24 protein-coding genes are annotated in these 26,555 nt (G+C 64.0%); 15 read left to right on the forward strand and 9 right to left on the reverse strand.

Going from position 1 to position 26,555, the window contains the following annotated elements; translation table 11 throughout:
- Positions 1-4 precede the first annotated feature (4 nt).
- Genes CXQ94_RS10335 through CXQ94_RS10345 form a run of 3 tightly spaced genes read left to right on the forward strand, consistent with a single transcriptional unit; the run spans position 5 to position 3,015 of the window.
- The gene (locus tag CXQ94_RS10335; RefSeq protein WP_258066978.1) at positions 5-1,246 is read left to right on the forward strand and encodes an NAD(P)/FAD-dependent oxidoreductase; all 1,242 of its coding nucleotides are present in this window, start codon (positions 5-7) and stop codon (positions 1,244-1,246) included.
- Positions 1,246-2,184: a dihydropteroate synthase gene (folP, locus tag CXQ94_RS10340; protein WP_258066979.1), complete on the forward strand. Its 939-nt coding sequence runs from the start codon at positions 1,246-1,248 to the stop codon at positions 2,182-2,184. The genes CXQ94_RS10335 and folP overlap by 1 nt, the downstream gene beginning before the upstream one ends.
- 24 nt (positions 2,185-2,208) lie before the next feature.
- Complete coding sequence (locus tag CXQ94_RS10345; RefSeq protein ID WP_104089586.1) at positions 2,209-3,015, forward strand: pyrimidine reductase family protein; 807 nt, start codon at positions 2,209-2,211, stop codon at positions 3,013-3,015.
- On the opposite strand, the gene CXQ94_RS10350 is transcribed toward CXQ94_RS10345, so the two are convergent.
- Positions 2,998-4,011 carry a diacylglycerol kinase family protein gene (locus CXQ94_RS10350; RefSeq protein WP_104089588.1) on the reverse strand — a complete coding sequence of 338 codons (1,014 nt, stop codon included), beginning with the start codon at positions 4,009-4,011 and terminating at the stop codon, positions 2,998-3,000. The two genes, CXQ94_RS10345 and CXQ94_RS10350, sit on opposite strands and share 18 nt — an antisense overlap.
- A 108-nt stretch (positions 4,012-4,119) precedes the next feature.
- Between CXQ94_RS10350 and CXQ94_RS10355 the strand changes: the two genes are divergently transcribed.
- The 3 genes from CXQ94_RS10355 (at position 4,120) to CXQ94_RS10365 (ending at position 6,549) form a co-directional block, all read left to right on the forward strand.
- Positions 4,120-5,067, forward strand: a complete 948-nt coding sequence (locus tag CXQ94_RS10355) for a J domain-containing protein (RefSeq protein ID WP_104089591.1) — start codon at positions 4,120-4,122, stop codon at positions 5,065-5,067.
- A gap of 152 nt (positions 5,068-5,219) precedes the next feature.
- A complete protein-coding gene (locus CXQ94_RS10360; RefSeq protein WP_104089956.1) occupies positions 5,220-5,693 on the forward strand; it encodes a tRNA (cytidine(34)-2'-O)-methyltransferase in 474 nt (157 codons plus the stop codon).
- A 52-nt stretch (positions 5,694-5,745) separates the two neighbouring features.
- On the forward strand, positions 5,746-6,549 hold the full coding sequence (locus tag CXQ94_RS10365; protein ID WP_104089593.1) for a class I SAM-dependent methyltransferase: 804 nt from the start codon (positions 5,746-5,748) through the stop codon (positions 6,547-6,549).
- Between the two features lie 134 nt (positions 6,550-6,683).
- On the opposite strand, the gene CXQ94_RS10370 is transcribed toward CXQ94_RS10365, so the two are convergent.
- The 3 genes from CXQ94_RS10370 to CXQ94_RS10380 all read right to left on the reverse strand — a co-directional run bounded on the left by CXQ94_RS10370 (position 6,684) and on the right by CXQ94_RS10380 (position 10,468).
- The gene (locus CXQ94_RS10370; RefSeq protein WP_104089595.1) at positions 6,684-7,652 is read right to left on the reverse strand and encodes an electron transfer flavoprotein subunit alpha/FixB family protein; all 969 of its coding nucleotides are present in this window, start codon (positions 7,650-7,652) and stop codon (positions 6,684-6,686) included.
- 10 nt (positions 7,653-7,662) lie between these two features.
- Positions 7,663-8,454 carry an electron transfer flavoprotein subunit beta/FixA family protein gene (locus CXQ94_RS10375; RefSeq protein WP_104089958.1) on the reverse strand — a complete coding sequence of 264 codons (792 nt, stop codon included), beginning with the start codon at positions 8,452-8,454 and terminating at the stop codon, positions 7,663-7,665.
- Between the two features lie 337 nt (positions 8,455-8,791).
- The gene (locus CXQ94_RS10380) at positions 8,792-10,468 is read right to left on the reverse strand and encodes a S1C family serine protease (RefSeq protein WP_258066980.1); all 1,677 of its coding nucleotides are present in this window, start codon (positions 10,466-10,468) and stop codon (positions 8,792-8,794) included.
- Between the two features lie 299 nt (positions 10,469-10,767).
- Between CXQ94_RS10380 and CXQ94_RS10385 the strand changes: the two genes are divergently transcribed.
- Entirely contained in the window at positions 10,768-12,801 is a 2,034-nt protein-coding gene (locus CXQ94_RS10385; protein ID WP_104089599.1) for a TPM domain-containing protein, read from the forward strand.
- 201 nt (positions 12,802-13,002) lie between these two features.
- Positions 13,003-13,779, forward strand: a complete 777-nt coding sequence (locus tag CXQ94_RS10390) for a PspA/IM30 family protein (RefSeq protein ID WP_104089601.1) — start codon at positions 13,003-13,005, stop codon at positions 13,777-13,779.
- Between the two features lie 89 nt (positions 13,780-13,868).
- On the opposite strand, the gene CXQ94_RS10395 is transcribed toward CXQ94_RS10390, so the two are convergent.
- Positions 13,869-14,720 (reverse strand): aldo/keto reductase, encoded by an 852-nt coding sequence (locus tag CXQ94_RS10395; RefSeq protein WP_104089603.1) that lies wholly within the window; start codon positions 14,718-14,720, stop codon positions 13,869-13,871.
- A gap of 162 nt (positions 14,721-14,882) precedes the next feature.
- On the opposite strand from CXQ94_RS10395, the gene CXQ94_RS10400 reads away from it, so the two are divergent.
- From CXQ94_RS10400 to CXQ94_RS10430, 7 genes are all read left to right on the forward strand, one after another.
- Positions 14,883-15,758, forward strand: coding sequence for a helix-turn-helix transcriptional regulator (locus CXQ94_RS10400; protein ID WP_104089606.1), 876 nt, complete (start codon positions 14,883-14,885; stop codon positions 15,756-15,758).
- A 3-nt stretch (positions 15,759-15,761) separates the two neighbouring features.
- Complete coding sequence (locus tag CXQ94_RS10405; protein ID WP_104089609.1) at positions 15,762-16,733, forward strand: aldo/keto reductase; 972 nt, start codon at positions 15,762-15,764, stop codon at positions 16,731-16,733.
- A gap of 77 nt (positions 16,734-16,810) precedes the next feature.
- A complete protein-coding gene (locus CXQ94_RS10410) occupies positions 16,811-17,800 on the forward strand; it encodes an NAD-dependent epimerase/dehydratase family protein (RefSeq protein WP_104089962.1) in 990 nt (329 codons plus the stop codon).
- A gap of 65 nt (positions 17,801-17,865) precedes the next feature.
- Positions 17,866-18,276, forward strand: coding sequence for a molybdopterin-binding protein (locus CXQ94_RS10415; RefSeq protein WP_104089611.1), 411 nt, complete (start codon positions 17,866-17,868; stop codon positions 18,274-18,276).
- Positions 18,273-19,082 carry a molybdate ABC transporter substrate-binding protein gene (gene modA, locus CXQ94_RS10420; RefSeq protein ID WP_104089613.1) on the forward strand — a complete coding sequence of 270 codons (810 nt, stop codon included), beginning with the start codon at positions 18,273-18,275 and terminating at the stop codon, positions 19,080-19,082. Before CXQ94_RS10415 ends, modA begins: the two co-directional genes overlap by 4 nt.
- Positions 19,060-19,917, forward strand: a complete 858-nt coding sequence (locus CXQ94_RS10425; RefSeq protein WP_104089615.1) for an ABC transporter permease — start codon at positions 19,060-19,062, stop codon at positions 19,915-19,917. The genes modA and CXQ94_RS10425 overlap by 23 nt, the downstream gene beginning before the upstream one ends.
- Positions 19,914-21,005 (forward strand): sulfate/molybdate ABC transporter ATP-binding protein, encoded by a 1,092-nt coding sequence (locus CXQ94_RS10430; protein ID WP_104089618.1) that lies wholly within the window; start codon positions 19,914-19,916, stop codon positions 21,003-21,005. Before CXQ94_RS10425 ends, CXQ94_RS10430 begins: the two co-directional genes overlap by 4 nt.
- 9 nt (positions 21,006-21,014) lie before the next feature.
- Here the strand turns inward: CXQ94_RS10430 and CXQ94_RS10435 are convergent, their stop codons facing one another.
- From CXQ94_RS10435 to CXQ94_RS10450, 4 genes are read right to left on the reverse strand one after another with little or no spacing between them, the layout of a single operon-like run.
- Entirely contained in the window at positions 21,015-23,405 is a 2,391-nt protein-coding gene (locus CXQ94_RS10435) for a bifunctional salicylyl-CoA 5-hydroxylase/oxidoreductase (RefSeq protein WP_104089620.1), read from the reverse strand.
- 11 nt (positions 23,406-23,416) lie between these two features.
- The gene (locus CXQ94_RS10440; RefSeq protein ID WP_104089622.1) at positions 23,417-25,117 is read right to left on the reverse strand and encodes an AMP-binding protein; all 1,701 of its coding nucleotides are present in this window, start codon (positions 25,115-25,117) and stop codon (positions 23,417-23,419) included.
- A gap of 54 nt (positions 25,118-25,171) precedes the next feature.
- Positions 25,172-26,059 (reverse strand): acyl-CoA thioesterase II, encoded by an 888-nt coding sequence (locus CXQ94_RS10445; protein WP_104089624.1) that lies wholly within the window; start codon positions 26,057-26,059, stop codon positions 25,172-25,174.
- 4 nt (positions 26,060-26,063) lie between these two features.
- Complete coding sequence (locus CXQ94_RS10450) at positions 26,064-26,543, reverse strand: cupin domain-containing protein (protein ID WP_104089627.1); 480 nt, start codon at positions 26,541-26,543, stop codon at positions 26,064-26,066.
- Positions 26,544-26,555: the final 12 nt, after the last annotated feature.

Consider the following 26,555-nt stretch of genomic DNA (forward strand, 5'->3'; position numbering starts at 1 on the left):
GATCATGAGCGAGTCAGCAGCATCAGAGCCAGGGATGGTCATCATCGGCGGCGGCCTTGCCGGTGCCACGGCAGCTCATACCCTGCGCAGTGAGGGCTACACCGGACAAGTCACGATCGTCGCCGAGGAACCCGAAACTCCCTACCAGCGCCCACCCCTATCCAAGGGGTTTCTGGCAGGCAAGGAAGGCGAAGACGCGCTCCTACCGTACCCGGCAAGCTGGTACCCCGAGCACAACGTCACGCTCCGTACCAACACCGCGGCCACGGCAATCAACCCCGCAAGACATGCGGTCTCCCTAACCGATGGCAGCGAGCTTTCCTACGCGAAGCTGCTGATCGCAACCGGCGCGTCACCCCGCGTCATCCCCTTCCCCGGGGTCGACCTCGATGGCGTGCACTACTTCCGCTCGAAGGCAGACGCGGTGGGCATGAAGGAACTACTCTCGGCCGGTGGACACAACCTGGTCATGATCGGCTCCGGCTGGATCGGCATGGAAATTGCCGCCACGGCCCGCGAGCTGGGCAACAATGTCACGCTGCTGGGCTTGGAAGAGGTGCCGTTGTCCATCGCGATCGGCAACGAACTGGGCGCCGTCTTTGCCGCCCGCCACGAAGAAGCGGGCGTCAAGTTCGTGCTTCCCTCCAGCGCGGCGGAGATCAAAGGCGACGGCGGCCACGTCACAGAAGTGATCACAACCACCGGTGAGACGCTGCCGGCGGATTTGGTGATTGTCGCCGTCGGCGTTGTCCCCAATAGCGCACTGGCCAAGGAGGCCGGGCTGGAAATCAACAACGGCATCCAGGTCGACTCCAGCTTGCAGACCTCCGATCCGGACATCTTTGCCGCCGGAGACGTGGCCAATTCCCTGCACCCCGTGACCGGCGCCTACGCCCGTTCCGAACACTGGGCCAATGCGATCGCCAGCGGGAAGGTTGCCGCCAAATCGATGCTGGGCCAGGCCGCGGTCCTTGATGACATCCCCTACTTTTATACCGACCAGTTCGATCTCGGCATGGAGTATTCCGGCTTTGGCGCCCTGACCAAGAACGCCCAGGTGGTGATTCGCGGAAGCCTTCAACAGCGCGAGTTCATCGCTTTCTGGGTATTGGAGGGCCGCGTAGTGGCGGGGATGAACGTGAATGTCTGGGATGTGCAGGACGGCATCAAGGACCTCATCAGCTCCGCGCGGACGGTGGATGCCGCGAAACTCGCAGACCCGCAAACCCCGTTGGGTGAGCTCTAGTGCCGGGCCCCTCAGCGTCTGCGGCCCCGTTTTTCACGCCGCCGCTACGCCACCCCGTGCACCAGTTCGGGGCCACAACCCTGGACTTCAGCCGCCAAGTGGCCCTGATGGCCATCATCAACCGCACACCCGATTCCTTTTACGACGGCGGGGCCACGTTTGCCTTGGACGCTGCGGTTGCCGCCTCCCTGGCCGCCGTGGACGACGGCGCCGACTGGGTTGATATTGGCGGTGTCCCCTTTGCCCCTGGCCCGGCCCTTTCGGCCGAAGAGGAGGCCGAGCGGGTGGTGCCGGTGATCGAGGCCGTCTCGGCGGCCAGTAATGTCATCATTTCCGTCGATACTTTTCTGCCCGAGGTGGCCGTGCGCAGCATTGCCGCCGGCGCGCATGTCATCAATGACACCACCGGGCTGTCGAACCCCGAGATGGCGGCCGTGGTGGCTGAGTCCGGGGCGCACCTGATCATCACCCATTCACTGGCGAAGCCGCGGACCATCTTCCCGCGTCCCCGCTACGACGATGTGGTCTCCGAGGTGGCGGTCTTCCTCAACGAGAAGGTGGAATTGGCCATGTCCCTGGGCGTCCCGCCCGAGAAGATCATCATCGACCCCGGGCACGACCTGAACAAGAACACCGTGCACACCCTGGAAATCACCCGCCGTTTCAACGAAATCGCGGCGCTGGGCTTCCCCTCACTGGCAGCCGTTTCCAACAAGGACTTCATTGGGGAGACGCTCAACCAGGACAAGTCAGCGAGGCTGGAGGGATCGCTGACCACCGGTGTCATCTGCATCCTGGGCGGCGCCCGGATCTTGCGCATGCACAATGTGGCCGCCGCCAACTCCACCATCCGCATGACCGAGGCCGTGCTGGGGTGGCGTGAACCGGCGTACTTGAAACACAATATGGGCGACGTCAACGAGCCCGCCCACATCTAGCCACTGCAACACCAGGAGCACGCCATGATCGAGCGCATCTTCCCGCCAACCCCCGGCGACGCGGGCCCTGCCAGCGACGAGGACCTGCTGGGGTGGTACGGTTCGGGACTCCCCACAGATCCTGGCGCACCGTGGGTCAGCTTCAATTTTGTTTCCAGCATCGACGGCGCGGCCGCCCTGGATGGCCGCTCCGGCAAGCTCGGCAACGCCGACGACCAGCGCGTTTTTCAGCTACTGCGCCGGCACGCCGACGTCATTTTGGTTGGCGCTGCGACCGTCCGGGCTGAAGGCTACGGCGGCCACCTACTCAGCGTCGAAGCCCAGCAATGGCGCACCAACCGGGGCCTGACCGCGCACCCGCCACTGGCCATCGTCTCGGGCACACTCAATCTGGATCCCGCCCATGAGGTCTTCACCCAAGCCCCCGTTCGGCCGCTGGTCTTGACCCTTGAGTCCGCCCCCTCGGTCCGGAGGGAAGCGCTGTCCGCAGTCGCCGACGTCGTTCTTGTGGGGCAGGAATCCTTGAACGTTGAGGTCCTGATTCAGGAGCTTGCAGCCCGTGACTTGTTGCGTATCCACTCCGAAGGCGGGCCCACACTGCTGGGCACCTTCCAGGCCGCGGACCGCGTGGACGAGCTGTGCCTGACGGTATCGCCGCTACTTGTGGGTGGGGCGGGCCCGCGGATCGCCGGGGCGCCCTCAGTCGCGGGGCAGGAGGACACCCATCCCACCCCCGCCCACACCATGTCATTGGCCCACATTCTCACGGCCGACTCGATGCTGTTCCTGCGGTACTTCCGGAACCGCAGCCCCCTAAACCCACACGCGTAACGCGCCAGGGTCCACCCGAATCGTCATCGGCAGCGCGCCGACCCGCTCACCGTCGGCATAGCCCACCAGACCGGGGCTTGTCATGGCCACCTCGGTGACGCGTTCAATATGGACCACGGGGTGGCTGGTGTGTTTGCCCGAAAAGACCAGCGGAAAGATGCGCAAAAACGTGCGCCGCGGCACCGGTGAGACGACGAATAGATCCAGCTGTCCGTCGTCGTACTTGGCCTCGGGAGTGATCAGCATGCCGCCGCCAATGGAGGTCCCGTTGGAGACGGAAATGAGCAGGGCCTGGATGTCGCGGGCGACGCCGTCAACCAACAGCGAATAGTGCAGCGCCTTGAGCGTGATGAGTTCGCGCAGGATCGCCAAGTTGTAGCGTTGGCGTCCGCGCGGCCAGCGCCAGCCGTTCGCGCGTTCATTGACCAGCGCGTCGAAGCCGGCCGACAATGCGCCTATAAACCAGACCGGGGCCTGGCCCCGACGTTCGATCCGACCCAGGTCGATGGTGCGCGGCAGGCCCTGACAGGCCTTCAAGAATTGTTCGACGGCGGCGCCCGTGTCCTTCGGGTCAAGGTTCAGTCCGCGGGCGGCGTCGTTTCCCGAGCCCGCCGGGACGATTCCCAAAGGGACCTGTGTGCCGGCCAAAGCGTTCACGCCCAGGTGAACCATGCCGTCGCCGCCCACCACCACCAGGGATTGGGCCCCATCGGCGAGCGCGGCCCGGACGGCTTCCTCCAACTCGGCATAGTTGCGCCGGCGCAGCACACTGACCTGGTGTCCGGCCGCGCGCAACCGCTCCACCACCACCTCGCCAATCTGGCCCGTGGTGTTATTGCGGCGGCCCCCAAAAGCGGCGCGGGGGTTGACGGCCACGGCGATGTTCAGGGACCGTGCTGGCGCGGACGGCTGTGTCGCGGACGGCAGTTCCACGGGCGGCAAGCCGGGGCGCCCGTGGTGCGTGGCGCCGTCGTCGGCGGAAGTCGAATTTGTCATGGGGAGTCAATTATTGCAGGGTAGCGCCCGGGCCCTTAATTGAGGTTCTGCGCAGGGTGCCCGGATACACTGGGCACCCGTATACATGCCGCAAGTGAAAGGTCACCGGTGAGCGAGAAGTACCTCACGCACTATCAAGTTCTGGGCGTCTCCAGCACCGCTACCGAACGCGAAATCAAGATTGCCTACCGTAAAGCGGCCCGGATCACCCACCCAGATCACGGCGGCGACCCGGCCGTCTTTCGCAAGGTCACCGAAGCCTACGAGGTTCTCATTGATCCGGCCAAGCGGCTCGCCTACGACAAGTCGTACAGTTCCCCGGCCGGTTCCTATGGTTCCCCCCGCACCTCCGGGCCCGGCTTCGATGCCGGCTCCACCAGCTCCTTCACCACCCGGCGGACCCAGGAAAAACGTAACATTGCCGGCGATCCGGCCATCTACGTCCCCGCGTACGAGGATCTGCGCCCGGGCGAGGCACCGCTACTCCCGCGCGTTGTGGCTGCCCAGCCGGTCCATGGTGCACCCCGCAAGCGCGGCGTGTTCGGGGCCGCCTCCCGGCTGGCCCGCGAGGCGAGGACGGCACAGCTGATCATGCAACAGGTGCTCCCGGCGATCCCGGCGGCACGGCTCATCAACGGGCTCACGGCCCCCAATGGGGCCGGCTACCTGGACCATGTGCTGGTCTCGGGCTACCGCATTGCGATCGTAGGCTCCATGCTGGTGCCCGACGGCGCCTTCCGCTGGGACGGTGCAACCCTGGTCCACGGCAACAAGGTGGTGGCGCCACCGGCACTCATCCCCGCCACCCGGGCGCTGCAAAACCTGTTCCCCGAATGCAATGTGACAGCCTGGGTGTGCGTACACAGCAGCACCGGGAATCTCTTCGAGCCTGTCATCGACTACGCCCGCGGCTGCGAACCCGACGGTTCCAACGTGGTGAACGTGGCCAACGCGGCCCGCTTTGTCCGCGAAGCCAAGCATTTTCTGGCCGCAGGCCCCGTCCCCAACGTTGTTGACCTGCACGTACTGGGCCGGCTCCTGGGCGGAATGTACTAATCCCCACGCCCTCCCGTTCTTTATCGCGCGGGGCGCGATAAAGAACGGGGCCCTCGGGCGCGTGGGCCCAAACCTCGGGAACCTGGCAAGAGTTGGCCCAAACTCCGCCGACGCTGGAAAGCTGCGCCTCAACTACAGGTAGGATGAACAGCGTGTTTCGCATCCTATTTATGACCCCTGAAATCCCCGGCAATACGGGCAACGCCATCCGTTTGGCTGCCATTACCGGGGCGGAGCTGCACCTGGTGGAGCCGCTGGGCTTTGACTTCTCCGACGCCAAGCTGCGTCGGGCCGGGCTGGACTACCACGACCTCGCCGTCGTCACGGTTCACAAGACTCTGGAGGACGCTTGGGAGGCACTGGCCCCCGAGCGCGTCTTCGCCTTCACCTCCGACGGTGAGGCCAGCTACACGGACATCGCCTACCAGCCCGGTGACGTGCTGATGTTTGGCCGCGAATCCGATGGCCTTCCCGTGGAAGTTAAACACGATTCCCACATCACCTCCCGGGTCAGGCTTCCCATGCTCCCCTCCCTGCGATCACTGAACCTGGCCAATGCGGCCTCGATCGCCGTGTACGAGGCGTGGCGGCAAAACGGCTTTGCCGGGGCCCAAATCCAGGCCTAACTTTCTTGGGCGGTGGCGTCCGCTGCGCTCATTTCATCAACTGGAGGTATGCATGTCCGCTCGCGATCCTGGCCTGGCTTTCACCGACGGGGCCCTGCAATTTGAGGCGTGGTCGGACAAACTCTGGGATCCGATGGGCCGCGACGTTGTTGAGGCCGCCGTCATCCTCCCGGGCGAAAAGGTTCTGGACGCGTGCTGCGGCACCGGAGCAGCCACCATCCCCGCGGCGCTTGCGGTAGGACGGAATGGGAGCGTCGACGGCGTGGACCTCTCCACCGGTCTGCTGCGCATTGCCGCCGCGAATCTGTCCGAGCGCGGCATCTTGAACACGACGTTGACCGAAGCGGACGTCACCCAGTGGCGCGGCCACCGCACTTTTGATGCCGTGCTGTGTTCCTACAGCATGTTCTTCTTCTCCGATATGGAAGCCGGCGTTGAACACCTCGCGTCCATGTTGCGCCCCGGGGGCCGTCTTGTTACCAGCACGTGGGTGGAGGGAGCCCTGGAACCGTTCGCGGCAAAGATCCTTGAGGCCTCCATCAAGGAACGACCCCGTCTGGCCGGGGTACGCCCGCTGGCGAATGAAAACATGGCCAAGATCGCCTCCGTGGAAGCCTTGACCGCGTGGTTGAGCGATCGAGGGCTCGAGCACGTCTCGGTCTCGATGCATCCTCTCACCTTGTCGGTGGACGCCGACATGGCCTGGAACCTGGTGATGGGCAGCGGCTGGCGCACCCTACTCCCCCGCGACCCCGAGGCAATCGCCCGGGTCCGGCGCGACTTCATCGCCTCCGTGGGACCGCGGGTTCAGATGAACTCCGACGCCCTGATAGGTATCGGCTCCGTCCCCGCCTAATTTGGCCAGAAATCGGGTCCGCAACAGCCGGTGAGTGCGCAGATAACGCGAGCAAATAGCGATTTGCTCGCGTTATCTGCGCACCCAGAGTGTTGACGCCACGGCAGCAGACCCCACCATCGCACGTGTGCCGGTTACGCCCGGCGGCGCTTGATTTCCTCCACGGCCTGCGGGAGCACCTTGAATAGGTCTCCGACAATGCCGAAGTCGGCGATCTCAAAGATCGGCGAGTCGGAGTCCTTGTTGACGGCGACAATCAGCTTCGATGTCTGCATGCCGGCCTTTTGCTGGATGGCTCCGGAGATTCCCACGGAGATGTACAGCTGCGGGGAGACCTTCTTGCCGGTCTGGCCGACCTGGGCTGCGTGCGAGATCCAGCCGGCGTCGGCTGCCGCGCGGGAGGCTCCCACTGCTGCGCCAAGGACATCGGCAAGTTCCTCCACAGGACCGAAATCGCCGTCGACGCCGCGGCCACCGGCCACCACGATCCGGGCATCCTCAAGTTCGGGACGACCGGAGGCAGCCCGCGGGGTGCGCTTGGTGACGCGAGCGCCCAGGCTGGCCGGGGCAAAGGCGACCGTGATTACCTCGACGGCGGGTGCGCCGGCCTGCTCAGCAAGTGAAGCTTCCACGCTGTGCGACTTCACGCTGATGACGGCAACCGCGGAGGTGGCCCGTGCCTGCACAGTGTAGGAGCCGGCAAGGACGGATTTGTGCGCCACCAAGGCGCCGCCGTCGTACGTCAGGGCGACAGCGTCGGTGATGACCCCGGCATCCAGGGCAACGCCCACACGGGCGGCAATTTCCTTGCCCTGCGCCCCGTTGTCCACCAGGACGGCACTAGCGGAAACCGCTGCGGCGGCCTGGGCCACAAGATCGGCCTTGGGGGCGACGAGAAACTCGCCCAGCTCGGCCTGCTCGGAGGCCAGCACACGGGTTACCCCGTAGGCACCCAACTCGGCTGCGAGTTCGGCACTGACGGCACCCGCCACAACGGCAACCGGTTCACCCGCCCCACGGGCCAGCGTCAGCAGTTGGTGGTGGATGGCATGCAGCTTTCCGGGCGCGTCCACCTGGTCAATAAAAACAACAATTGCACTCATGAATTGGTCCTTAGATCAGTTTCTGCGCGGCCAAGAAATCGACAAGCTGGATGCCGGCGTCGCCCGAATCGGTAATGATGACACCTGCGGTACGGGCGGGGCGCTCGGCAGCAGCGGTGACAGTGGTCTTGGAGCCGGCAAGTCCGACGGCGTCGGCGGGGACCCCGATCTCCGCCAGTGACAGCGTGGTCACCTTCTTCTTTTTGGCAGCAAGGATCCCCTTGAAGTTGGGGTAGCGCGGCTCATTGGCCTGGTCCGTCACGGACACGAGTGCCGGGAGGGTGGCCTGGATTTCTTCTGAGACGTCATCGCCGTCGCGGCGGGCGGTCACGGTGGTGCCCTCTACCTCCAGTGAGGAAGCAAAGGTGACCTGGGGCAGGCCCAGGCGCGCGGCCAATTGGGCCGGAACGATGGAGGTTTCCCCGTCGGTGGAGGCCATGCCGGTGATGACCAGATCCACCGGGCCAAGGGTTCTGATGGCGGCGGCGAGCGCGAGGGACGTTGCGGAGGCGTCGGAGCCGGCGAGCGCGTCGTCGCTGATGTGCAGGCCGGCGGTGGCACCGATCTGCAGAGACTTTTTCACGGCGGCGGCAGCTGCGGCGGGGCCAAGGGTCAGTGCCGTGACGTTGTTGCCGGCTTTCGCCCCGCCGCGGGCATCGCTGAGTACCAGCGCCGCTTCCAGGGCGTATTCATCCATTTCGGAGAGGATGCTCTCGCTGCGGTCAAGGAGGTGGTTTTCACCTGTGAGGTGGCGGTCAAATTGCGTGTCTGGCACGTATTTGACCAGAACCACAATGTTCAGTGCTGAGTTTTCCACTACTGTCCTTTGTGTCATGGACGGCTCGCACGCGTACGTGACCCACGCTTTATTGCGCGGAGTCCGCGGGACTCGCCCTTGGCCTACGTATTGAGCTTAGTTCGTACCGGGCCTCAGCTGGAATTCAATGGGTCGAAACTTTACTCGCAGCGAACACCCACAAGATGCCTGCGCCCCGTTGGGTGCTAACGGTGCGCCACTTTGAAAGCTGCGCCACGTTCACACCAAACGGTGCGCCGGGGCCGGACGCTACGCAAAAGTGCGGGCCCCGGTTGATTGTGTTCAACCGGGGCCCGCACTCACTTATTGGTATTTGGCAGCATCAGCTGCCGGTGTAGGTGCCCAGTGTGACGTCGGCAGTCTTCGTCTCGCCATTGCGGGTGTAGGTGACCTTCACCGTGGCACCGCCGGCCTGCTGGCGGACTGCTGCCGTCAGGGAGGAGGCGTCGCTAACGGTCTCCGAACCCAGTCCGGTGATGATGTCGCCGGTCTGCAGGCCAGCCGCACCCGCCGCTGAACCGGAGCTAATGGAGGCGATCTGGGCGCCGATGGTGAACCCGGAGGAGCCGCCTGCCGTGGCGTCCTTCACGGAAACACCTAGCTGGCCGTGGCTGGCCTTGCCCGAGGCGATCAGTTCCTGCGCGATCCGCTTGGCATTATTGATCGGGATGGAGAAGCCCACACCGATGTTGCCGGACTGGCTAGTGGAACTGGAGGAGCTACTGGCGGAGGCGATGGCGACGTTGACGCCGATCACCTGGCCCTGGGCATTCACCAGAGCACCGCCGGAGTTGCCGGGGTTGATCGCCGCGTCGGTCTGGATGACGTTCAGGTTCACGGTTCCCGTGGCTGTCTGGGAACTGCCACTGGAGCCGTCCGGCGGGGAGAACTGGAATCCGCCGCCGCCACTGCCATTGCCGCTGCCGCCCTGGGAGGAATCGCTGGGCGTGCTGGGCACGGCCGAGGACGCCACCTGGATGGTGCGGTTCAGGGTGGAGATAATGCCATCCGTCACCGTACCGCTCAAGCCAAGCGGTGCACCGATGGCCACCACGTTGTCACCGACGTTGATGGCGCTGGAGTCGCCAAGGACGGCCGGGACAAGGTTGGGGGCGTCGATCTTCACGATCGCCAGGTCAGAGAGCGGGTCAGTGCCCACCACGGTGCCGGCATAGACACTGCCGTTGCTTAGCTGCACCGAGATGGTGGCGTTCGCCGCCGCCCCGTCCAGCGTCACCACGTGGGTGTTAGTGAGGATGTGCCCCTCCGTGTCCAGGATGATTCCGGATCCGGTGCCGCCTGAACTTCCGCTGCTTGCCGAGATGGTCACCACTGACGGCATGGCCTTGGCCGCCGCCGCGGTCACCGCGTTGACCGAGCTGGTGTTATTGACGATCAACGGAGCCGTCTGCGACGTTGAGGAGGCCGTGTTGCTGGAGTTCTGCTGGTCCAGCAGGAATGTGGTCCCACCTGCAACCAATGCTCCCACCAGAGCCGCTGCAACCACACTGCCACCGAACAGTCCCATACCCACCTTCTTGCGCTTCTTGGGCTGGGCCGTCACTGCCGGTGCCAGTGTGTGCGGGTAAGCGTTCGATGCCGGGTACCCGGCACCTGTGTAATGGCCTCCTTGGGTGGCATCCGGGGCCGACGCACCCATAGGTGCTGCTGGGTACTGTTGCGTGGGTGTCTGCTGCGGAGCCTGCCAAGCCGGTGCGGCATGGGCGCCGCGAGTCTCGTTCGTAACCTGCGCCGGGTTGATCGGCTGCGTCTCGTTTACGGCGTAAGGGGACGCTACTGCCTGCGACTCCATGGGGGCCGTCTCCATGGGAGCAATCCGCTCCGTTGCATAAGTATCCGGGGCAGCCGGTTCAGCGACCTCCGGGGCGGCTGCAGAAGTCATGGCCGAGGTATCGGCGTCCTGCCCTGCCGGCTCCTGTGGGCCTTGTGCCGGGACATCTTCAGAGTTGTTCATGTCCTTGCCGGTGTTCTCGCTCATGAGCTTTGCCCTTCATTGGTAAATCTTTGGACGAACCTTTTCTTGATAACCATCATTGCCCGCACGGCTGGTGCATTTACGAACGTTCGCTGGAAGGTTGCTGTGAAGGATATCTGGCCCTTTCATTATTCCCCGTAGACGCTCACAATCACCACTACGGGCGGGCCTTGGGTCGGCGCCTGAGGGCAAAGCCGATGCCGGCGTCGCATTGATGGACTTTTGCCCATGTAATGGCTCTAGAATCAATCGTGAAAGCACGGGTGGTCTCGCTGCCCGGCCGGCATACACAAGGGTGAGCGATGTTCTCCAGGTTCAAGGTGTTTTCTCGACTACTTGCGGCGCTGGGTTTTGCCGCGCTCATGGTCTTCCCGGCGGGGATTGCGCAGGCGGACCCACCTGTGACCATTCCGGCTGGGACCTTCATTGTGGACAATGCCAATGTGTTGGGCAGCAATAAAGCCGACGTTCAAGCGGCCATTACCAAGTTGAGCAAGGATCACGGCGTCACGCTGTTCGTGGTCTATGTCAACACCTTCGACGGGCAGAGCCCGACTGCCTGGGCCCAAACGGTCGCCACACAGAAGAACATGGGCCAATACGACGTCCTGTTGGCCATTGCAGTTCAGGCCAGGCAGTACGCGTTCACGGGCGGAACCAACACCTTCCTCACGGCCGCTCAAGGTTCCACGATCCAATCGAGCGCCATCAAACCCCAACTTTCCGCAGGGAACTGGGCCCAGGCTGCCATCGACACCGCCGCAGCGACAGGTGACGCCGCCGGTGGCGGCAAGGGCACCGTGCCCAATTCCACTGGCGGGTTTGTGGCGCTGGGAATTGGCGGCGTCGTGGTGGTGGGAGGCGCCGGAACAGCCCTGCTGATTCGCAGCAGGCGCAAGAAAGCGGCAGTCGAGGCCAATGCCAAGGGCTTTGGCAGCGATGGCGAAGCCCTTGACCCCAACGCTGGCATCACCATTGCAGAATTGCGTCAGAAGGCCGGTTCGTTGCTGATTGCCGCCGACGACGCCATCAAGACCAGCGAACATGAGGTCGGTTTCGCGCAGGCATCCTATGGTGATGAGGCGGTGAAACCGTTCCAGGCTGCCTTGGATGCGGCCAAGGCTCACCTGTCTGAGTCGTTTAAGTTGCAACAGCAGCTCGACGACGAAATCCCCGACACCGTTGAAGAGCAGCGGCAGTGGCTAGGTGAGATCATCAAGCGCAGCGAGGACGCCAATGCGGCCCTTGACGCGCAAAAGGCCTCTTTCGATGAGTTGCGGGAACTGGAGCGCACCGCCCCGGCGGTGCTCACCAACATCCGTGCGCAGCTGGGCCAGGCCCGGATAGCGGTGGACGTTGCGGAGCAGACCCTCCAGAGTTTGACCGCCAAGTATTCGGACTCGGCACTGGGCACAGTGCGGGACAACGAGAAGCAAGCGCGCGAGCGCCTTGACTTTGTCGAGTCCGCCGCGGCCGATGCCGACGCCAAACTGGCCGCCGGTGACACGGCCAACGCCGCTGTGTCGGTCAAGGCAGCCGAGGAGAGCCTGCTCCAAAGCAACGTTCTTCTTGAAGCCATCGTCAAGGCTGAGGCCTCCATCAACGACGCGGCTGCAACCCTTAAGACGGCATTGCCTGCGGCCCTGGCCGACCTTGAGCAGGCAAAGTCAATGGTGAATTCAAGTGAATTCGCCAGATATGCCCCCACGGTTCAGGCCGCCGAATCGAGTCTGAAAGATGTGCAGGCCCAAGCCGCAGCCAACACAACAGACCCCCTGGGCATGCTGGCCACGGTGCAATCAGCCCACAGCCAACTTGATGAACTGCTGACCGGAATCCGCGACCAGCAGCAGCAATCACTGCGGGCCCAGGCGTCGCTGCAGCAAACTCTGGCCGGCGCCCAGGCACACATCTCGGCAGCGCAGGACTTCATTGCGGCCCGCAGGGGCGGGGTAGGCACCGAGGCGCGAACCCGACTCTCCGAGGCACAACGCAACCTGGAGTACGCGCTGACCATTGCCGCATCCGACCCCGCCAACGCACTGATCTACGCCCAGCAGGCCCAGCAGTTAGCCCAACAAGCCATCCAATACGCCCAACAAGACGTTGACAGGTTCAACGGCGGCGGGCGTGGCGGCGGCTACGGCGGTTCCGGTGGCATGAACGGTGTAGGTGGGGCAATCCTGGGCGGCATCATTGGCGGGCTCCTCTCCGGAGGCGGCCACGGAGGCTTCGGCGGCGGCTTTGGCGGAGGCGGCGGCTTTGGAGGAGGTGGCGGTTTCGGTGGAGGCGGCGGAGGTGGAGGTGGCTTTGGCGGCGGCGGCGGAAACTTCTAGGGGCGTGCGACCCTCCACTTCAGAGTGGCGGGCCCGTGCACTTCAGGGGGGAACGGCGTCGAACATTGCCTGAGACCATACTGCGAGTAGCAATCAAGGATTTTTTGACAAACGTCATTTAGACTCAAGCCAAGTTCTTTACAGAAGCACAGAAATGATCAAGCACGAATGATATTCAAGCGAAACACTAAGGGGAAATCAATGGCAAAGCAGTCAATTTTCGGCCGGGTCGCACAGTTGGCTAAGGCCAATATCAACGCGTTGTTGGATCAGGCCGAGGATCCGCAGAAAATGTTGGATCAGATGGTGCGTGATTACAAGGAGAACATCACCGAGGCTGAAGGTGCCGTGGCCCAGACCATTGGCAACCTTCGCATGCTCGAGGATGACTACAACGAAGATGTGAAGGCGTCCCAGGAATGGGGTTCCAAGGCTCTTGCGGCCAGTCGTCGGGCCGACGAGTTCCGGGCCGCGGGCAACGCCGCCGACGCCCAGAAGTTCGACAACCTGGCCAAGGTTGCCCTGCAACGCCAGATCACGGCCGAGAATGAGGCCAAGGCTGCAGCCCCCAGCATCGCCGCCCAGAACGATGTGGTGGACAAGCTCAAGACCGGCCTGCAGCAGATGCAGGGCAAGCTGACGGAGCTGGCCAACAAGCGCAACGAACTGGTGGCCCGCTCCAAGACCGCCGAGGCCCAGACCCAGGTCAACGACGCGCTCAAGAGCATCGACATCATGGACCCGACAAGCGAGGTCAGCCGCTTCGAGGAGAAAATTCGCCGTGAAGAGGCCAAGGTCCGCGGGCAGAATGAACTTGCCGCATCCAGCCTCGACGCACAGTTCAACTCGCTGGAGGACCTGGGCGAGCAGACCGAGGTCGAGGCCCGTCTGGCGGCCCTGAAGGCCGGCGGTTCACCGGCCCCGGCCGCGATCGAGCAGGCCGACTCCCACGACGAGGCGGAGTTCGACAAGCTGTAAGGCTTTCTCGCTTTGTGACAGCTTCGTGACTGGGCACAGTAGGCGGTTCCCCATCCCGGGAATCACCTACTCTGCCCAGTCACAGTGCGTTAAAGCTGCGTGAACGCCGCCACGGCAGGGTCGGATCCGATGCGTTCACCGGTTTCCAGCGCCGAAATCCTGGCCAGTTCCCGTTCGCTGAGTTTAATCTGGGCCGCCGCCAGGTTCTCACGCATGCGTTCCGGGGAAACGGTCTTGGGGATGACGATGTTGCCCAGTCCCAGATGCCAGGCGAGCACAATCTGCGCCGGGGTGGCCCCGTGTTTGGCCGCCAGCTCGGTCACGACGTCGTTGCCCAGGTCTTTGCCCTGGCCAAGCGGACTGTACGCCTCCACCGCAATGCCGTGGCTCCTGCTTTTCGCAGCCAGTCCAGCTTGTCCGAAGGTCGGATGTGCCTCGATCTGATTCACGGCCGGGATCACGGTAGAGGTAGCCAGCAACTCATCGAGGTGCTCGGGCAGGAAGTTGGAAACCCCGATGGCCCGGATACTCCCCTGCGCATACAGGGATTCGAGCTCCTTCCACGCCTGGGTAAACAGTCCCTGCGACGGCACCGGCCAGTGGATCAGGTACAGATCAATCCAATCCACCCCGAGCGCCTTGCGGCTGGCCGCGAAGGCTTCACGCGGACTGCCTTGATCGCCGTTGCGCAGTTTGGTCGTGATGAAAATGTCCTCACGGGGCAACCCTGATTCGGCGATGGCTGCACCCACCCCCGACTCGTTGCGGTAGGCGGCCGCCGTGTCGATGTGGCGGTAACCGGCGGCCAGCGCCTCGGTGACGGCCAGCCGCGTTTCTTCCGGCGGGATCTGAAAGACACCGAACCCAAGTTGCGGGATGGTGACCCCATTGTTCAACGTCAGCTCTGGAACTGCCGCCCTTGCGGTCGTCGGCTCGGTCATGAAATCTCATTCCTTTCAATCCATCCGCTACAAAGAGCGGTTTTCACCAGCCTAGGCTCACCTGCCACCCGCCAACAGCCATGGGGAGTTCCCAATGGTCCTAGGACCATCAGTCCTACCCTGATGCTGGCGGGCGCCCCCGTCTCGGGGCAGAATGGAAGTATGGGTCAAAGCGTTGAATTCGGCAGGTTCCTTTCGGCCATGCGGTCCCGGTTGCAACCGGATCCGGACCTTGCGATGCGCAGTCGGCGGGTGCCGGGTCTACGCCGGGAGGAGGTGGCCCGCCTGGCGGACGTCTCCACCGATTACTACACCCGGCTGGAGCAGGGCCGCAATATCCATCCGTCGCGCTCGGTGCTGGCGTCGGTGGCCCGTGCCCTGCAACTGAACGACGCCGAATCGGCCCACATGTTCGACCTGCTGGAAAATTGTGGTGGTCAGGCCACCAACCCGCCAACAGTCCAGCGGGTACGGCCCGCGATGCGCCAGCTTTTGGAGGCGGTGGGCGAGGTGCCCGCCGTCGTGCTGGGGAGAAGGACGGATGTGCTGGCGAGTAATCGCATGGCCCGCCTGCTCTTTGCTGACTTCCCCGCCATGACCCGCGAACACCGCAACTACACCCGCTGGATCATGCTTGATCCCGCCGCCCGCGTCCTGTTCCGGGACTGGCACGGGGCCGCATCCGATGCGGTGGCCGCCCTGCGCGCCGACATTGGCAGGCATCCGGGCGATCCCGCGGCAACGGCCCTGGTGGGAGAACTCGCCGTCAACAGCGAGGAATTCCGCCAGTGGTGGGCACGGCACACTGTTGCCCGCAGGTCGTCGGGCACCTTGGCCCTGCATCACGGTGTGGTGGGCGATGTGGAACTCGACTTTGAGCACCTGCTTCTCCCCGACGACCCCGAACAAAGCCTGCGAATCTACACGGCCAAACCCGGTTCGCCTTCTTTGGACGCGCTCACACTGCTCTCCTCCTGGGCAGGGCCCGCACAGGGCACAACTCTGCATGTTTCCCACTCATCCGAAGGAACCAACTGAGAAATGAAATACACACATTTGGGCCGTAGCGGCCTGTCCGTCTCCAAGCTTTGCCTGGGCACCATGAACTTTGGTCCTCACACCGAGGAAGCCGATGCCCACAAGATCATGGACCAGGCGCACGACGCCGGGCTGAACTTCTTTGACACCGCTAACGTCTACGGCGGCACCGACCACCGCGGCTGGACCGAGGAAATCGTGGGCCGCTGGATTGCCCAGGGCGGTGGGCGGCGCGAACGGACGGTGCTTGCCACCAAGGTGTACGGCAACATGACGGACTGGCCCAACGATTCAAAGCTCTCCGCCATGAACATCCGAAAGGCCCTGGATGCCAGTCTGAAGCGCCTGCAAACCGACCACATCGACCTGTATCAATTCCACCATGTGGACAGGGACACGCCGTGGGATGAGATTTGGCAGGCCATGGATGTTGCTATCCAGCAAGGCAAAATACTCTACGCGGGCAGCTCCAACTTTGCCGGCTGGCACATTGCCGCCGCCCAGGAGGCGGCCGCCCGCCGCCCCGTCACCGGTCTGGTCAGTGAGCAGTCCATCTACAACCTGATGCAGCGCAGCGTGGAACGTGAAGTCATTCCGGCCGCGCAGCACTACGGGCTGGGGCTACTTCCTTGGTCGCCGCTGCATGGTGGCCTGCTGGGAGGGGTGTTGCAGAAGGAGAACGACGGCGTGCGCCGCACCGAGGGCCGCGCCGCCGATGCGCTGGCCCATTCCCGTGACGCCATCGCCGCGTTTGAGGACCTTTCCGCCCAGCTGGGCCATGCCCCGGGCGATGTGGCACTGGCATGGCTGCTGCACCAACCCGCCGTCACCGCACCCATCATCGGGCCACGCACCAGCACCCAACTGGAATCCGGGCTACGTGCCCTGGAGGTCTCCCTCGATGACGCGGCCTTGGCCCGGCTCGATGAGATCTTCCCCGGCCCTAAGACGGCGCCGGAGGACTACGCCTGGTGAGTGGCAAAAGCTACGACGTCAAGCTTGGACTGGAGGCACTAGGGCCAGCCGGTTTGAGCACTGAAGGCCTACCTTCGATGGGGGCACTACCGGGTCCGCGGGTTCTATTTATTGGCGGCACGGGCATCATCAGCGCCGCTGCTGTGGCCCGGGCTGCTGCCCTTGGCTGTATCGTCACCGTGCTCAACCGTGGGGCGAGCTCGGCGCGTCCGGTACCGGCCGGCGTCGAAGTTCTGGTGGCCGATGTCAGGGACAGGACCGCCGTGGCCGCCGCACTGGGTACCCGCACGTTTGATGTGGTGGCCGACTTCCTGACGTTTGTGCCGGACCAGGCACGGGCGGCCGTGGAACTTTTCCGCGGCCGGTGCGGGCAATACCTTTTCATCAGCTCCGCCTCGGCCTACCAGAAGCCACCGGCGCGGCTCCCCATCACAGAATCCACTCCCCTGCGCAACCCGTTTTGGCAGTACTCCCGGGACAAGATCGCCTGCGAGGAAGTCTTCTTGACTGCCTACCGGGACCACGGGTTCCCTGTCACTGTGATCAGGCCGTCGTCCACCTACGACCACACCAGGCTGCCACTGCTGTTTGCATGGACCGATGTGCACCGTATGCGCGCCGGGCTGCCGGTAGTGGTGCACGGGGACGGAACATCGTTGTGGACGCTGACCCACGCCGCCGATTTCGCCGTGGGTTTCGTGGGACTCTTTGGGCTGCCCGTTGACGGGGAAGCATTCACCATCACCTCCGACGACGTCCTACCGTGGGATGCGGTGTACCGGGCCGTCGCGGCCGCCGCAGGGGTGCCCGAACCCATGCTGGTGCACGTGGCCAGCGAAACAATCGCCGCCCATGCCCCCGAATTCGGCCCCGGACTGCTGGGCGACAAATCACATTCGGTCATCTTCGACAACTCCAGGATCAAGGCACTTGTGCCCGCATTTGAGACACGGACGCGATTCGCCGCCGGGGCCCGGGACATCATGACCTGGCACGTGAGCCATCCAGAGGCGCGTGTGGTGAATCCGGAGTACATGGCGCTTTCGGATCGACTCGCCGCACTTTAGATCCTGACTGTGTTTGCGGAACCGTAAGCATTTCTATTCCGCATATGAGGATATAGACTGCGGAAATGACACTCATTCGCGTTTCCGAGGCGGCCCGTTTCCTGGGGGTCAGCGACGACACCGTCAGGCGGTGGCTGGACAACGGCACCCTCAACGGACTCAAGGATAAACAGGGAAAGCTGGTCATCGACGGAATCGAACTGGCCGCCCTGGCCAAATCCCAGTCGTCCCTGCCACAGGACCCCACAGGAGTTGGTAGTTCGGCCCGCAATCGTTTTGTCGGGCTCGTCACCAACATCATCATGGACAAGGTCATGGCGCAGGTGGAACTCCAATGCGGCCCGTTCCGGGTGGTGTCCCTGATGAGCAGTGAGGCAGTGCGCGACTTGAAACTTGAGCCCGGCTCGGTGGCCACCGCCGTCGTCAAATCCACGAACGTCATCATCGAAATACCGAACGGTGGAAAAGACTCATGAAATTCTCACTTGTGAAGCTCAGCGCCCTGGCAGCAACGGTGCTGCTCGCCACCACCGTGGCCTCCTGCTCCGGGCCCGGCACTCCCGCGGCGCAAACAACGCCGCAAACAACCAGCTCGGCACCCGAACTCTCCGGGACCTTAAACGTATTTGCGGCGGCATCCTTGCAGCAAACATTCACCGACTTGGGCACCCAATTTCAGGCTGCCCACCCAAAGGTGAAGGTCTCGTTCAATTTTGACGGTTCCTCAACCCTGGTCACCCAGATCACTCAGGGCGCCCCGGCCGACGTGTTCGCCTCGGCAGACACCGCCAACATGAAAAAGCTCAGCGACGCCCAGCTGGTGGCAGGAACCCCCGTCAACTTTGCCACCAACGTCCTCACCTTGGTGGTTCCGGCCAGCAACCCGGCAAACATCACCTCCTTTGCCGATGCGGCCAAGCCCGGCATCAAACTGGTGGTCTGCGCGGCACAGGTTCCGTGCGGAGCAGCCGCCAAGTCCGACGCCGCCTCTGCGGGGCTGACCCTGACCCCTGTCAGTGAGGAACTCTCCGTGACCAGTGTGCTGGGCAAGGTCACCTCCGGGGAGGCGGACGCCGGCCTGGTCTACGTCACGGACGCCAAGTCAGCCGGCACCAAGGTCAAGACCATCCCGTTGGGCCTTGCCAAGCCCACCATCAACGAGTACCCGATCGCCACAGTCAGCAGTTCCAAGCAGCAGGACCTTGCCAAGGCCTTCATCGCCTTGGTGACCGCCAAGGAGGGCCAAAAGGTTCTTGCGGATGCCGGCTTTGGCGCACCCTAAACTGCAGGGCCGCACTCAGCAGCCTTGGCAGTTCCAGGCCGTTCCGCGCTGGGTCTTTGCACTTGCCGCGCTGGGGGCGCTGTTCATTTTGCTTCCCCTGTTCGGCATGGTCGCCAAGGTCAATTGGGCCCAGTTCATTCCGCTTATCACCTCGGAATCCTCACTGGACGCACTAGTACTGAGCCTGAAAACGGCCACCGCCAGCACGGCCCTGTGTCTCATTTTAGGTGTGCCGCTGGCACTGGTGCTGGCCCGGGCACATTTTGGTGGGCAACGCATTTTACGGGCGCTGATCCTGCTGCCGTTGGTCGTTCCTCCGGTGGTGGGCGGGCTGGCGCTGCTGTACACCTTTGGTCGCGAGGGGCTGATTGGCCGATCCTTGAATGTTCTGGGCATCGATATTGCCTTTTCCACCACGGCCGTGATCATGGCCCAGACGTTTGTGGCCCTGCCGTTCCTGGTGCTGAGTCTTGAGGGCTCGCTGCGCACGGCCGGCCAAAAGTATGAGGCCGTGGCAGCCACCCTCGGCGCACGGCCATCAACGGTGTTGCGCAGAATTACGCTTCCCCTGGTGCTGCCGGGCCTGGTGTCCGGGGCCGTGCTGGCCTTTGCCCGGAGTCTGGGCGAATTTGGGGCGACGCTCACCTTTGCCGGCAGCCTTCAAGGCGTGACGCGCACCCTGCCATTGGAGATTTACCTGCAGCGTGAGATCGATCCGGACGCCGCCGTGGCACTGTCCTTCCTGCTCATAGCCGTTGCCCTGGTGGTTGTCTCGCTTGCCTACAGGACACCCAGATCGCCGCTGCGCACACTTGTTCCCCGGGGTGCGCCATGACATTGGAGCTAAGCGCCGTCATGGCGGCCCGTGACGTCGACGTCACTTTCAGTGTTGGCCCCGCCGAAACCATCGCACTGATGGGACCCAACGGTGCCGGTAAGTCCTCGGTACTCCAGGCGCTTTCGGGGCTGGTCAAGCCCGACGCCGGTCACGCAAGTCTGGGCGGGCGGTCCCTGTTCCGATCGGGTGCTGACGCGGCATGGCTACCACCCCATGAGCGGGGCATCGGATCACTGGCCCAGGAACCGCTGCTGTTCCCGCACTTGAATGTCCTCGAGAACGTGGCGTTCGGGCCGCGCAGCCGAGGCGCCAACAAGACCGCCGCCGCCCAGAAGGCCTGGCAGTGGCTCGCCGAGGTGGACGCGGCCGATCTTGCCGGACGCAAACCAGCCCAGCTCTCCGGCGGGCAAGCCCAGCGTGTGGCGTTGGCCCGCGCGCTCGCCACAGACCCGCAATTGCTCCTGCTCGATGAACCCATGGCGGCATTGGATGTGAACACAGCCCCGTTTCTGCGCAGCCTCCTCAAACGCGTCTTGGCCGGGCGCAGCGCCATCATCGTCACCCACGACGTCCTCGACGCCCTGATGCTCGCCGATCGAATCATCGTGATGGAACAGGGCCGCATTGTGGAAATGGGTCCTGCGGCCACCGTTTTGAGCCACCCACGCAGTGCCTTTGCGGCCTCACTTGCCGGATTAAACGTCCTCACCGGCATCTTGCACGGCTCCAGCGTCATGACCGACGACGCCGGGCTTGTTGCCGGGCGCTTGGCTGGCAGTATGGGCGGTGCAAGCCAGGCAGGCGGCATGTCGGAGGAATCCCCCGGCCGGGATGCCACGAACGCACTGGCTGCATTTCCGCCGTCGGCCGTGTCAGTGTTCCTGGACCCACCACAGGGCAGCCCCCGGAACTGCTTTGCCGTGCACGTGACCGCACTGGAGCCGCAGGGGGATCACATCCGAGTCAGGGCCGGCCGCCTGGCTGCGGATATTTCACCCGCAGCCGTTGCGGATTTGAGCCTTGTCCCGGGCGATGCCGTGTTCTTCGTGGTGAAGGCCGCCGAAGTGGTGCTTTACCCTGCCTAACGGGCAGCCTCACTCCACGAGTGCCGGCGCGGAAGCCGTTGCTGGCGTCCACCGAAGGTGCGCATCCACCGCCTCGGACTCCGGCTCCCTCAGCAAGGACAACCGCGGACGCACCGCGTCAGTACGGGCACTTGGTGGCCTGCGATTGCCGGCCCGGAAGGGCTGCACCCATGCGGCGGAGTCGCCCTTGAATTCCTGTTCGGCCGCTGCATGCAGGGTCCACTGCGGGTCATACAGGTGCGCCCTGCCCAGCGCCACAAGGTCAGCCCTTCCAGCGAGCAGGATCGAGTTGACGTCGTCGTAGGAGGAGATAGCGCCGACGGCTATCACGGCAACTCCTGCCGGTGCCGCTACTTCGTGGCGAATACGGTCGGCGAATGGGGTCTGATAGCTGCGTCCGTAGGCTGGCTTCTCCTCCTTGCTCAGCTGGCCGGTGGAAACATCAATTCCCGATACGCCGTGTGCCACGAATGCCCGGGCGATCTCGACCGCGTCGTCCACAGTATTGCCACCCTCGATCCAATCGGTGGCCGAGATGCGCACGGTGACGGGCTTGGCTGCGGGCCAGGCTGTACGGATGGCATCGAAAACCTCCAAGGGGTAACGGAGTCGATTTTCCAGGCTCCCGCCGTATTCATCCGTCCGCTGGTTGGCGACTGGCGATAGGAATGAGGAGAGTAGGTAGCCGTGGGCGGCGTGCACCTCGAGCAGGTCAAATCCTGCAGCATCGGCGCGGCGTGCGGCGGCCACGAATTGTTCGCGGACTTCATCCATTTCGTTCCGCGTGATTTCGCGGGGAACCTGGTTGCCGGGACCGTAGGGGATCGCTGACGGGCTGACAACTTGCCAGTTTCCCTCAGCCAGCGGCACATCGATCCCCTCCCACATGACCTTGGTTGAACCCTTGCGGCCGGAGTGCCCAATCTGGGCACCAATCTTTGCCGTGGAATGCATATGGACGAAGTCCACGATCTCCTTCCAGCTTTCACCCTGCGCGTCCGTGTACAGGCCACTGCACCCAAGTGTGATGCGCCCTTGGGCAGACACGCACACCATTTCGGTCATGACCAGCCCGGCACCGCCGAGTGCCTTGGATCCGAGGTGGACCTTGTGGAAGTCTCCCGGGATGCCGTCAACGGCGGAATACATGTCCATGGGTGAGACCACCACCCGGTTCTTCAGCTCCAGGCCACCGATCCGGTACGGCTGGAACATCGCCGGCGCCGTTTCGCCCAAATCTTCGGTCTGGGCGAAGTGACGGTCCATAGCGTCGGCGAATTCGGGATCTCGCAGGCGCAAGTTCTCCTGGGTGATCCGTCGGCTGCGCGTGAGTAGGTTGAACGCGAATTGGGTGGGTTGCTGGTCCTTGTACTGGGTGATGCGTTCGAACCATTCCAGCGAAGCTTGGGCGGCACGCTGGGTTGATTCGACGACGGGACGGCGCTCGGTTTCGTAGGCAGCCAGCGCCGAGGCCACATCGGGGTGTTCATGGAGGCATGCGGCCAGCGCCAGAGAGTCCTCCATGGCCAGTTTGGTGCCTGATCCTATGGAGAAGTGGGCGGTGTGCGCGGCGTCGCCCAGGAGCACCACGTTGCCGCGGTGCCAGCTGCCATTGCGCACCGTGGTGAAGTTCAGCCACTTGGAATTGTTAGCCAGCACGTCATATCCGGCCAGTTCCGTGGCGAAGATCGAGCTGATCTTCGCGATGGCTTTCTCGTCGGAGACACCCGGGGCAAAGACGTCCCCCGCGGTCTCGTCGAATCCGGCGGCACGCCAAACGTCCTCGCTCATTTCAACAATGAACGTGGATCCAGCGTCGGAGTACGGGTAGCCGTGGATCTGCATCACGCCCCATTCGGTTTCCTTGACGAAGAACTTGAACGCCTCAAACACCTGGTCGGTGCCCAACCACATGAATTTATTGGATCGCGGGTCCAGGAACGGATGGAAAGACTCGGCGTACTTGGCGCGGATCTGGGAGTTGACGCCGTCCGCGGCAAGGACCAGGTCGTAGTCTGCCTCTAGATCCTCGACCGGCGGGGCAACCGTCTGGAAGCGCAAGTCCACCCCGAGTTCGGCGCAGCGGCGCTGGAGCAGTTCCAGCAGTTCCTTGCGGCTCATGGCCGCAAATCCCTGGCCACCCACCGTCACCGTCTCGCCGCCGAAGTGGATGTCGATGTCCGACCATCGGGCGAACCTGCGACTCATGTAGTCGGCCACGACTGAGTCGGCGTTGCCGATGCCGCCGAGGGTTTCGTCGGAAAATACGACGCCGAAGCCGAAGGTGTCGGACGCGGCGTTGCGTTCCCACAAAGTGATCTGGTGGGACGGGTCCAGCTGCTTCATCAGTGCGGCGAAGTACAGTCCACCCGGACCGCCGCCAACAATTGCAATTTTCATATCTGAAGTTCCTATCGGGATTTCGCGGTGGCGGTGTCGGAGCGGACGGGCCCGGGATCGGTGGACACCGGCGCCCCCTCCTGCATCTCCTGCTCGCGATTGATGGCCTCGCGCAGCCGGAAGTGTTGCATCTTGCCGCTGGGGTTGCGGGGCAGTTCGGTCACGAACCGCACATCGCGTGGATATTTGTAGGGCGCTATTGTCGCCTTGACGAAGTCCTGGATGTCCTTGCGTTTGGCGTCGTCGCCTGCCACGCCGTCGCGCAGGATGACGAATGCGCACACCACGGAGCCCCGTTCCTCATCGGGGCGGGCCACCACGGCGTTCTCCACCACATCGGGATGCTCGTTGATGGCCGCTTCGACCTCTGGGGCACCGATGTTATAGCCGGAGCTGACGATCATATTGTCCGACCTGGCTTGGTACACAAAGTAGCCGTCGTCGTCGCGCAGAAAGGTGTCGCCGGTGACGTTCCAGCCGTCGTGGACGTAGTTGGCTTGGCGCGGATCGTCGAGGTAGCGGCAGCCGGTGGGGCCGATCACGGCGAGCCGGCCGGGCTCGTTCGGCGCGGCCTCTGCCCCGTAGGCGTCCAGGATCATGGCCCGGTAGCCGGGGACCGCTATTCCGGTGGCGCCGGGGTGGATGTCGTCGCCGGCTGCAGAAATGAACACGTGCAGCATTTCGGTGGCGCCGATCCCGTTAACCAGTTTCAGCCCGGTTTCCTCGTAGATGTGCTGCCAGGTTTCCTTGGGCAGGTGCTCCCCCGCCGATACAGCGATGCGCAGCCGGCTCAGCAGCTCGCCGCGGCCCTCCTTCAGGATGGCCCGGTAGGCGGTGGGCGCGGTGAACAGGATGGAAGCGTTCGCGGCGGCCGACGCCTCCGCCAGCTCCAGTGGCGTGGCCCGTTCAGTCAGCAGCGCCGAAGCGCCAAAACGCAGCGGGAAAACCACCAGCCCGCCAAGCCCAAACGTGAACGCCAGCGGAGGCGAGCCGGCAAAGACGTCATCCTGCGTGGGCTTGAGCACATAGCGGGCGAAGGTGTCAGCATTCGCCAGGATGTCGCGGTGGAAGTGCATGGTCACCTTGGGCGTGCCGGTGGTGCCGGAGGTCGGCCCCAAAAGGGCGACGTCGTCGGCGGCGGTTGCGACGTTGGCGAAAGTTCCGCTCTTGGCGGCACAGCGGGCGGTGAGGTCACCGGCGTCGTCCGCGCCGTACGTCATGAACGGCAGGGCCTCGCCGGCGGCGACGCGCAGGTCCTCGACAAAGCGGTGGTCGGTGATGGCGACGGTCGGCTTGGTGAGCTCGATCAGCGTGGTAATTTCGGCGGATCTCAGCATCGGCATGGTGGTGACCACCACGGCACCGGCCTTCAGTACTCCCAGCCAGGCGGCCACGATCCACGGGTTGTTCGGGCCGCGTAAAAGCACGCGGTTCCCTGGCACCACCCCGAAATCCTCGGTGAGTACCTGGGCCACCTGGTTGGCGTGCGTGAGCAATTGGCCGTAGCTCCACGTAGCGCCGTCTGGGGTGTGCAGTGCGGGACGGTCGGCACCGAACCGGGCGACGGCGTCGTCGATCAGCATGGTGGCGGCGTTCAGCCGGTCCGGGTATTGCAGTTCCGGCAACGTGAATTCAAAGATGGGCCAGGACTCCGCCGGCGGAAGATGGTCGCGGGTAAAAGTGTCTATATGGGCCGATGTCGACAATGTCATGGCCAATCCTTTCGCTTGCGGTGCAATGGGGGGTTCGAAGACTGGTGCGCCGCCTCAGGCGCCGGCGCGGACCATGCCCTCTTGGGCGACAGTGGCCAGCAGCAGGCCTTGGCGGGAGAAGAATCGGCCCATGGCGAGGCCCCGGTTGTGTTGGCCGGAGACTGCCTCTTGGGCGTAGAGCACCCAGTCGTCGGCACGGCCGTCGCGGTGGAACCAGATGGAGTGGTCCAAGCTGGCCGTGGTGAGCCCTGGCGAGGACCAGTTGAGGCGATTGACGCGCAGCAACGGCTCCAGGATGGTGTAGTCGCACACGTAGGCCAAGGCGGTGCGGTGCAGATTGGCATCGTCGGGCAGCTTGTCAAAGGCCCTCACCCAAAGGGCTTGCGTGGGTGCCGCTTCTCCCTCGACCTGGATGTACACCGGGCCGGGAATGTGGCGCATGTCGAAGCTGCGTCCGTGGGCCCAGTATTCGGCGGCAGGGCCGGGGACTCCGTCGAGCGCTTGCGCCGCGCTGCGCAGTGACTCGGGATCCACCGTTGCCGGCATGGCCGATTGGAATTCGGGACCACTTTCGGGGACGTGGAAGGAGCCCATGGCCGCAAAAACCGTCTTGCCGTTCTGGTGGCCGCGGACGCTGCGGGTGGAGTAGCCGCGCCCGTCGCGCAGGATCTCCACTTCGTAACGCACAGCTGCGCCGATGTCGACGGGCCGCATGAAGTAGCTGTGCATGGAGTGCAGTGCACGGTCCGCACCCACCGAGCGCATCATGGCGGCCGCGGCCTGGGCCACCATGTCGCCGCCGTAGGACTTGGGCCACGGCACGTACTGGGTGACGGCGTCGAACGCCAGGTCATGGACCTGCGGTTCCACCGGCGTAAGTTCGATGGCCTTCAGGAACGTTTCCGAGGTGCCGGCCTCGATGATCGTGGATTCGCCGTTCATGAGTTTAGGCCCTCCGGTAGTCGGCGAGGGTTTCATCCGGGACGTCGTCCAGGTTGATGACCAGGTTTTCCGGTGTGCGGGCGGTCAACCACACTAGGTCCTCCGTGACGGACATGTTCGCCTCGACGTGCGGCATGAACGGCGGGACGAACACCCAGTCCCCGGTTTTCATGTCCAGAAATTCGGAGTAGTTCTCGCCAAAGTAGATGCGCCCGTGGCCGCGCAGCACGTAACCACCGGTCTCCGCTTCGCCGTGGTGGTGCGGCAGCGAACGGTAGCCCGGCGTGTTGGACACCTGCCCGAACCAGATCTTCGTGGCGGGTGTGTGCTGGATGGACACGCCGGAGACGCGGACGCAGTCACCTGACTGGGCCGTGTTCGTATCCTCTTCGCCGGCGCGGGTCACCACGGGCACCACGGCGCCGTCGGCGTTCGCGTAAATCGAGTTGTCGCCTTCGGTGCGGTATGTAATGGTTTCGCTCATGATCTTCTCTCC

Origin of the sequence: Arthrobacter sp. GMC3, from assembly GCF_002929305.1 — a bacterium.
Taxonomy (GTDB): domain Bacteria; phylum Actinomycetota; class Actinomycetes; order Actinomycetales; family Micrococcaceae; genus Specibacter.

What these genes read in the sequence shown, in the direction of transcription:
- CXQ94_RS10400 (WP_104089606.1), top strand. Translation starts at nt 14,883, where the DNA reads ATGGGTCAAAGCGTTGAATTCGGCAGGTTCCTTTCGGCCATGCGGTCC.
- CXQ94_RS10370 (WP_104089595.1), bottom strand. Translation starts at nt 7,652, where the DNA reads ATGAGTGCAATTGTTGTTTTTATTGACCAGGTGGACGCGCCCGGAAAG.
- CXQ94_RS10440 (WP_104089622.1), bottom strand. Translation starts at nt 25,117, where the DNA reads ATGACATTGTCGACATCGGCCCATATAGACACTTTTACCCGCGACCAT.
- CXQ94_RS10385 (WP_104089599.1), top strand. Translation starts at nt 10,768, where the DNA reads ATGTTCTCCAGGTTCAAGGTGTTTTCTCGACTACTTGCGGCGCTGGGT.
- CXQ94_RS10410 (WP_104089962.1), top strand. Translation starts at nt 16,811, where the DNA reads ATGGGGGCACTACCGGGTCCGCGGGTTCTATTTATTGGCGGCACGGGC.
- CXQ94_RS10345 (WP_104089586.1), top strand. Translation starts at nt 2,209, where the DNA reads ATGATCGAGCGCATCTTCCCGCCAACCCCCGGCGACGCGGGCCCTGCC.
- CXQ94_RS10445 (WP_104089624.1), bottom strand. Translation starts at nt 26,059, where the DNA reads ATGAACGGCGAATCCACGATCATCGAGGCCGGCACCTCGGAAACGTTC.
- CXQ94_RS10425 (WP_104089615.1), top strand. Translation starts at nt 19,060, where the DNA reads ATGCCGGCTTTGGCGCACCCTAAACTGCAGGGCCGCACTCAGCAGCCT.
- CXQ94_RS10450 (WP_104089627.1), bottom strand. Translation starts at nt 26,543, where the DNA reads ATGAGCGAAACCATTACATACCGCACCGAAGGCGACAACTCGATTTAC.
- modA (WP_104089613.1), top strand. Translation starts at nt 18,273, where the DNA reads ATGAAATTCTCACTTGTGAAGCTCAGCGCCCTGGCAGCAACGGTGCTG.
- CXQ94_RS10430 (WP_104089618.1), top strand. Translation starts at nt 19,914, where the DNA reads ATGACATTGGAGCTAAGCGCCGTCATGGCGGCCCGTGACGTCGACGTC.
- CXQ94_RS10435 (WP_104089620.1), bottom strand. Translation starts at nt 23,405, where the DNA reads ATGAAAATTGCAATTGTTGGCGGCGGTCCGGGTGGACTGTACTTCGCC.
- CXQ94_RS10380 (WP_258066980.1), bottom strand. Translation starts at nt 10,468, where the DNA reads ATGAGCGAGAACACCGGCAAGGACATGAACAACTCTGAAGATGTCCCG.
- CXQ94_RS10395 (WP_104089603.1), bottom strand. Translation starts at nt 14,720, where the DNA reads ATGACCGAGCCGACGACCGCAAGGGCGGCAGTTCCAGAGCTGACGTTG.
- CXQ94_RS10405 (WP_104089609.1), top strand. Translation starts at nt 15,762, where the DNA reads ATGAAATACACACATTTGGGCCGTAGCGGCCTGTCCGTCTCCAAGCTT.
- CXQ94_RS10350 (WP_104089588.1), bottom strand. Translation starts at nt 4,011, where the DNA reads ATGACAAATTCGACTTCCGCCGACGACGGCGCCACGCACCACGGGCGC.
- CXQ94_RS10365 (WP_104089593.1), top strand. Translation starts at nt 5,746, where the DNA reads ATGTCCGCTCGCGATCCTGGCCTGGCTTTCACCGACGGGGCCCTGCAA.
- CXQ94_RS10415 (WP_104089611.1), top strand. Translation starts at nt 17,866, where the DNA reads ATGACACTCATTCGCGTTTCCGAGGCGGCCCGTTTCCTGGGGGTCAGC.
- CXQ94_RS10335 (WP_258066978.1), top strand. Translation starts at nt 5, where the DNA reads ATGAGCGAGTCAGCAGCATCAGAGCCAGGGATGGTCATCATCGGCGGC.
- CXQ94_RS10390 (WP_104089601.1), top strand. Translation starts at nt 13,003, where the DNA reads ATGGCAAAGCAGTCAATTTTCGGCCGGGTCGCACAGTTGGCTAAGGCC.